The following is a 6,087-nucleotide window of genomic DNA, read 5'->3' on the forward strand; positions in this document are numbered from 1 at the left end:
CGCGCGGCCGGGCGCGCGGCCGCGCGCTCCGCGTCCGGCCCGGGCCCGCGCTGCTCGCCGACGGTGGCCAGCGCGGTCGCCGCCCTCACCGGGTCAGTCCGGTCTGCTGGGCGAGCCACGGCAGCTGCTGGGCGATGCCGGGGCGGAAGACGACCCAGCCGTGGCCGCCCGGCATCAGATCGAACTTGGACTTCATTCCGGCCGCCTGCGCGGCCTGGTAGACCTTCTCCATCTGCGGTCTGAACTCCTCGTCGGTCTCGCCGACGACCAACGCGACGTTGGTGTCCGGGAACTTCCTGCGGGCCATCACCTGGAGCGGATCGACCGCGTCGAACTTCTTCTCGTCACCGTCGAACGCGGCCTTGACGGTCTGTTCCCGACTGCCCAGGGTCGGTTCCTCCTGCCCGGCCATGTCGAGGACGGTGCCGTACACCTCGGGAGCGTTGACGCCGAGCTGGAGCGCGCAGGTTCCACCCATCGAGGCGCCGCCGATCGCCCAGGCGTTGCGGCCGGTGGCGGCCTGGAGGTTCTGGTGGACCCAGTCGGGGACGTCCACCGCGAGGTAGGTCTGGGCCTTGGCGATCTTGGAGTCGAAGCAGAGCGTGTTGGCCCAGGTGGAGCCGAGCTGATCGGGCATCACCACGATCGGGGCGAGGCCGTGGTGGTCCGCGGCGAAGGCGTCCAGCGCCTCGTTGATCTGCGCGGAGAGCACCCAGTCCCCCGGGATGCCGGGCTGGCCGGTGATCATCACGACCACCGGCAGCAGCGGCCGCGGGGTGGCCTGGTAGGCGGGCGGGAGGTAGACGTACGCGTCGCGGGCCTTGAAGCCCGACTTGGTGCCGGGGATCGGCACCACCGAGACGGTGCCCTTCTCGGGCAGGCCCGCCGGGGGCTGCCAGACGTCCTCCAGCGACCTGCCCTGCGGGGCGGACACGATCTGGCCGGCCTTGGTGGCGACCAGCCCGTCGGTCTTGGTCAGCCACGGCGCCAGCATCACCCGCCCGCTCGGGAACTGGCCGAAGCCGATGTTGACCTCGGAGGAGGCCATCAGCAGCACCAGGCCGCTCAGGCCCAGCGCGAGCCCCCGCCGCCGCCAGGTGAGCCGGCGCATCCGGTAGCCGGCCAGGCAGAGCCCCAGCAGGGCGACGGTTATCCACCAGGTGACGTACCGGGGCGTGCCCTCCGGGAAGGGGTGCCACCAGCCGTCGACCACGACGTCCAGCAGCCAGCTGAGCGCCGCCGCGGTGAGCAGCGCGGCGGGCAGGCGGACCCGCCACCAGCTCCGGCCGCGGCCGACGGCGAGGGCGAACAGCGCCGCCCAGCCGGCCGCCAGCACGGCGTGCGGGATCAGGCCCTCGGTGAGCGGCCAGTCGATCGGGTTCCAGCGGGTGGCAAGGGTCAACGTGCTCATGCGGCTTTGCCCGGCCGGGTGGTGTCGGCCAGGAAGCCGTAGGCGACGACGTTGCCGTCGTAGCCGCGCTCCTCGCTGTACGAACCGCCGCAGGTGATCACCCGCAGCTGTGCGTCGGCGGCCTGGCGGTAGACCCGGTCGTCCGGGAAGTCCTTTCGGTCGTGCACTTCGATGGCGTAGAGCTGGTAGACGGCGGTGGCGCCGTCCGCCCGGGCGATCTCGATCCGGTCTCCCCGGTGGAGCGCGCCCAGATGATAGAAGACCGCGGGGCCGGCCTTGTTGTCGACGTGTCCGGCCAGGATCGCGGTGCCGCGCTGACCGGGGCTGGCGCCGCCGCGGTACCAGCCCGCGAGGTTCCGGTCCGCCTCCGGCGGGGTCTGGAGGTGGCCGTCGGCGTCCAGTCCGAGCGCGGTGACCGGGGCGTCCAGCCGCACCGCCGGGATGCGGATCCGGGTCGGCGCGGACGGTCCCAGCGGCGGGACGACCGAGACCGGCGCGATCCCGGCCTGGGCCTGGCCGGCCTCCGGGGCGGGCGGCAGCGACCGGCCTCCGTCGTGCAGCAGCCAGGCGCCGAGCACCAGCGCGGCTCCTGCCGCCAGGGTGCCCGGCCAGGGGCCCCTGCTCTGCTGGACGCCCACGGGCGCTCCCCTCTGCCGACGGAATTCCCGCTTCCTGGGAGTTTCCTGGGAACAATTCAACCGGAACGGACTGTATGGCACGTCCATACGACGGTCGTACCGACACCCGCCGATCGGCAGGGTCGACGGCCCCTTCCCCGCGCCCCGTGGGCGTCCGGTCGCGGAGCGCGACGGCCGACTCCCGCGGACGGTCGCCGCCGGAGCACGCCCGACACGAGCTACCGACGGTTCAACGGACCCGATCGGTTGCGTCGTTCGGGCGATCGCTCCCGACCGCGCGCTGCGCCTCTCCGACCGGCCCCGCCCCCGTGCCATGCTGACCCGGCTACGGGTTCCGCCACCCACGTGCCCGACCGGACTCCGCACTCCCGTACGCCGCCCACCGCCCCACGAACGGAGTGACCATGGAAGCCCTCTCCCGCCGCACCCTGCTGACGGCCGGTGCCGCCACCGCCGCCACCCTGGCGGCCGGCTGCGGCAGCAACCACGCCACCGGCGGGGAGCGGGCGACGGGCACCACCGCCCCGGCCACCGGCGCGGCCGACGAGCGGGGCGCCACCCCCACCCCGGAGCCGGCCCCCAAGCCGCAGGCCGTCCTGATCGGCGACGGCTCCACCTCGGACACCGGGGCCCAGCCGCACCAGCCCGTCCCCGAGCGGCTCCAGCCCGGCCAGCGCCCGCCACAGTTCGTGGTCTTCTCCTGGGACGGCGCCGGCGAGCTCGACAACGGCCTGTTCGCCCGCTTCCGCCGGCTGGCCCAGGAGCACGACGCGAAGATGACCTTCTTCCTGAGCGGCCTCTACCTGCTGCCCGAGTCCAGGAAGGACCTCTACCGCCCGCCGCAGCACAAGGCCGGCGCCTCCGACATCGGCTACCTGAGCGACCAGCACATCCGCGCCACCCTGGAGAACGTGCACGCGGCCTGGCTGGAGGGCCACGAGATCGGGACGCACTTCAACGGCCACTTCTGCGGCTCCAACGGCGTCGGCCGGTGGTCCCCGGAGGAGTGGGACAGCGAGATCCAGCAGGCGATGGACTTCGTGACGAACTGGCGCACCAACACCGGTTTCACCGACCTGCCGGCGCTGCCCTTCGACTACCGCAAGGAGCTGATCGGCAGCCGCACCCCCTGCCTGGAGGGCCAGCGCAACCTGCTGCCCACCGCGGTCAAGCGCGGCTGGCGCTACGACAGCAGCGGCAACGGCACCCAGGTGTGGCCGCAGAAGATCCAGGGCGGCGCGCTGTGGGACCTCCCGCTGCAGTCCATCCCGTTCCCCGGGCACACCTTCCAGGTGCTCTCGATGGACTACAACATCATGTACAACCAGTGCGGCCCCAACACCAAGGCCGACCCGGCGCTCCACCCGGGCTTCCAGACCCAGGCCCGCGACGCCTACCTGATGGGCTTCGAGCGCACCTACAACGGCAACCGGGCGCCGTACGTGATCGGCAACCACTTCGAGGAGTGGAACGGCGGCATCTACATGAACGCCGTCGAGGACGCCCTCCGGTCCATCGCGGGCCGGCCCGAGGTCCGGCTGGTCTCCTTCCGGCAGCTGGTCGACTGGCTGGACGCCCAGGACCCGGCGGTGCTGCGCAAGCTCCAGACGCTCGCCCCGGGCCAGGCGCCGGCCGGCGGCTGGGAGGCCTTCCTCGGCGCCCCGGCGGGGGCCGCGGCCCCCGCCGCCGGCTGACCATCAGCTCCGGGCGCGGACCCGGCCGGCCAGCAGCGCCCCCAGCAGCGCCACCCCGGTGCTGGTCAGCAGCACCACCGCGAAGGCGCCGGGCGCCCCGGCGTCTCCCGCCGCGTCGTGCAGGGCGGCCACCGAACCGCCGCCCAGCGCCGCGAACAGCACCCCGGCCAGGCCGGTGAGCAGCACGTTGCCCAGCGCGTCGCTCATCTGGAGCGCGGCCGAGTTGGCGCCGGCGTCCTCCGGCTCGGAGAGGTTCATCATCAGCACGCTGACGGACGCGATGGTCAGGCCCATCCCGAAGCCGCCGACGCCCCAGGCGACCGCGGCCACCCAGGCCGGCACCGCCGGGACGAGCACCAGCGCGGCGCCCCCGATCGCCACCGCGGTCAGCACGAAGCCGCCCCGGATCATCGGCACCCGGAAGCGCTGGGCGGCCGGCCGGCCCTGGAGCCACGAGCCGAGCGCCCAGCTGAGCCCGCCGCTGGTCAGGGTGAGCCCGGCCAGCGTCGGCGAGAGGCCGCGCTGGCTGGTCATCATCAGCGGGATGAACACCTCGGCGGAGAAGAACGCGCCCGCCGACACCCCGCGCAGCAGGATCACCGCCGGCAGCCCGCGCCCCGCGCGCAGCGTCCCGCCGGGCAGCAGCCCCAGGACGGCCGGCACCAGCAGCGCCGCCCCGGCCGCCCCGGGGAGCAGCCCGATCAGGTCGAGCCGCTGCCCGGCGTACTGCACCAGGCCGGCGCCGACCGCCGCCATCAGGGCCAGCCGGGTGCGCCGGCGGTCGAACCCGGCGCCCTTGGCCACCGGGTGCTCGCGCTCGGAGCGGGCCAGCGCCGGGCCCATCACGGCCAGCGGCAGCAGGATCAGCGCCGGTACGGCCAGGAACACCCAGCGCCAGCCCAGGTGCTGGGTGACGGCCCCGGCGACCAGCGGGCCGACGATCGAGGGCAGCACCCAGGCCGAGGAGAAGGCCGCGAACACCGACGGCCGCAGCCGCTCCGGATAGGCCCGGCCGACCACCACGTACAGCGCGACGATCACCAGCCCGCCGCCCAGGCCCTGGATCGACCGCCCGGCCACGAACACCCACATCCCGGGCGCCGTCCCGGCCACCACCAGGCCGACGCCGAACACCGCGATGCCGGCGAACAGCGGCTGCAGCGGGCCGCGCCGGTCGCACCACTGGCCGGAGACGACCAGGGCGAACAGCGTGCTGGTGAAGTAGCCGGAGAAGGCGAAGGCGTAGAGCGACACGCCGTGCAGCTCGCGGGCCGCGGTCGGCATCGCGGTGTTGACGGCCGTCGCCTCGAAGGCGATCACCAGGACCACCGAGACGATCCCCAGCGTGAGCGCGCGGTAGCGGCCGCCGAGGACCCCGCCACCGGGGTCGTCGTCGAGGGGTATCGGTACGGGGTCGACCGAGGTGGGGGAGGCTGTGGTCATACGTAACATCGTAAGAGCCGTCTGCCTCGGTGACCCCTGACCCGGGTCGGTGATCGGCTCGGTCCCGGGGCGTAGGACCAGGCCGTCGGTGCGGCACCTTCCGTCAGTGCAGCACCTTGAGGCCCACCACGCCGGAGACGATCAGCAGCAGGCAGCCGATCCGGGCCATGGTCACCGGGTCCCCCAGGACGGCCATCCCGTAGACCGCGGTGCCGACCGCGCCGATGCCGACCCAGACGGCGTAGCCGGTGCCGATCGGAATGGTGCGCATCGCGTACGCCAGACCGCCCATGCTGAACAGCAGCGCGACGCCGAAGACGAGGCCGGGGACGAGCCGGGTGAAGCCCTTGGACGATTCCAGGGCGACCGCCCACACGGTCTCCAGGAAACCCGAGACGATCAGAACGAGCCAGGCCATGACGGTGATTCCTCCGCAGTCCACAGCGGCCGGTGTGCCGCTGAACTGCGCCGTCTTGTCGTCACCGGGTACGACGCGCTCGTCCGGGGTGGCGGAAATGCACGCCACCGGTCTCCGACGGTAGCACACACTGCCATACAGAATTTACAAAGGGGCGTTGACCGTCCTCCCCCGGATCGGCCACTATGAATTCACTGGCCGTGTGCCCGAGTGGCTTAGGGAACCGTCTGCAAAGCGGTGCACGCGGGTTCGATTCCCGCCATGGCCTCACCGGAAAAGGGAATTGCCGGTCGACTCCGAAAAGTCGGCCGGCAATTCCCTTTTCGCCGTTCCCGCCGTTCCCGCCGCTTTCGACGGCGGGAACGGCCGGAACGGCGGGAACGGTCAGGCCGATCCCCGAGCACCCGGGCGCCAACGGCAAGCCGGTCAAGGGCACCACCGCGAAGATCAACTCGGCCTTCGGCAACGGCGGCGGCCGGCTGC

Annotated in this window: 5 protein-coding genes, 1 tRNA gene and 1 riboswitch; of the genes, 2 read left to right on the forward strand and 4 right to left on the reverse strand. The window is 73.1% G+C overall.

Annotated features, from left to right (window positions below; all coding sequences use genetic code 11):
* Positions 1-85 precede the first annotated feature (85 nt).
* Positions 86-1,411: an alpha/beta hydrolase-fold protein gene (locus tag ABZW03_RS35825; protein ID WP_355268103.1), complete on the reverse strand. Its 1,326-nt coding sequence runs from the start codon at positions 1,409-1,411 to the stop codon at positions 86-88.
* On the reverse strand, positions 1,408-2,049 hold the full coding sequence (locus tag ABZW03_RS35830; RefSeq protein ID WP_355268106.1) for a class F sortase: 642 nt from the start codon (positions 2,047-2,049) through the stop codon (positions 1,408-1,410). Before ABZW03_RS35830 ends, ABZW03_RS35825 begins: the two co-directional genes overlap by 4 nt.
* A gap of 404 nt (positions 2,050-2,453) precedes the next feature.
* Between ABZW03_RS35830 and ABZW03_RS35835 the strand changes: the two genes are divergently transcribed.
* Entirely contained in the window at positions 2,454-3,743 is a 1,290-nt protein-coding gene (locus ABZW03_RS35835) for a hypothetical protein (protein ID WP_355268109.1), read from the forward strand.
* Between the two features lie 3 nt (positions 3,744-3,746).
* Here ABZW03_RS35835 and ABZW03_RS35840 read toward each other — a convergent pair whose 3' ends face one another.
* On the reverse strand, positions 3,747-5,186 hold the full coding sequence (locus ABZW03_RS35840; protein WP_355268112.1) for an MFS transporter: 1,440 nt from the start codon (positions 5,184-5,186) through the stop codon (positions 3,747-3,749).
* A gap of 103 nt (positions 5,187-5,289) precedes the next feature.
* Positions 5,290-5,604, reverse strand: coding sequence for an SMR family transporter (locus ABZW03_RS35845; RefSeq protein WP_355268115.1), 315 nt, complete (start codon positions 5,602-5,604; stop codon positions 5,290-5,292).
* Positions 5,605-5,648: 44 nt separating this feature from the next.
* Positions 5,649-5,715, reverse strand: a riboswitch (guanidine-III (ykkC-III) riboswitch).
* Between the two features lie 85 nt (positions 5,716-5,800).
* Here ABZW03_RS35845 and ABZW03_RS35850 point away from each other — a divergent pair.
* Positions 5,801-5,872, forward strand: a tRNA-Cys gene (locus ABZW03_RS35850).
* The last annotated feature ends 215 nt before the right edge of the window (positions 5,873-6,087 follow it).

The organism is Kitasatospora sp. NPDC004799, assembly GCF_040609095.1.
Taxonomy (GTDB): Bacteria; Actinomycetota; Actinomycetes; order Streptomycetales; family Streptomycetaceae; genus Kitasatospora.

Coding starts and splice junctions, on each gene's coding strand:
- ABZW03_RS35835 (WP_355268109.1), top strand. CDS start 2,454: ATGGAAGCCCTCTCCCGCCGCACCCTGCTGACGGCCGGTGCCGCCACC.
- ABZW03_RS35845 (WP_355268115.1), bottom strand. CDS start 5,604: ATGGCCTGGCTCGTTCTGATCGTCTCGGGTTTCCTGGAGACCGTGTGG.
- ABZW03_RS35840 (WP_355268112.1), bottom strand. CDS start 5,186: ATGACCACAGCCTCCCCCACCTCGGTCGACCCCGTACCGATACCCCTC.
- ABZW03_RS35825 (WP_355268103.1), bottom strand. CDS start 1,411: ATGAGCACGTTGACCCTTGCCACCCGCTGGAACCCGATCGACTGGCCG.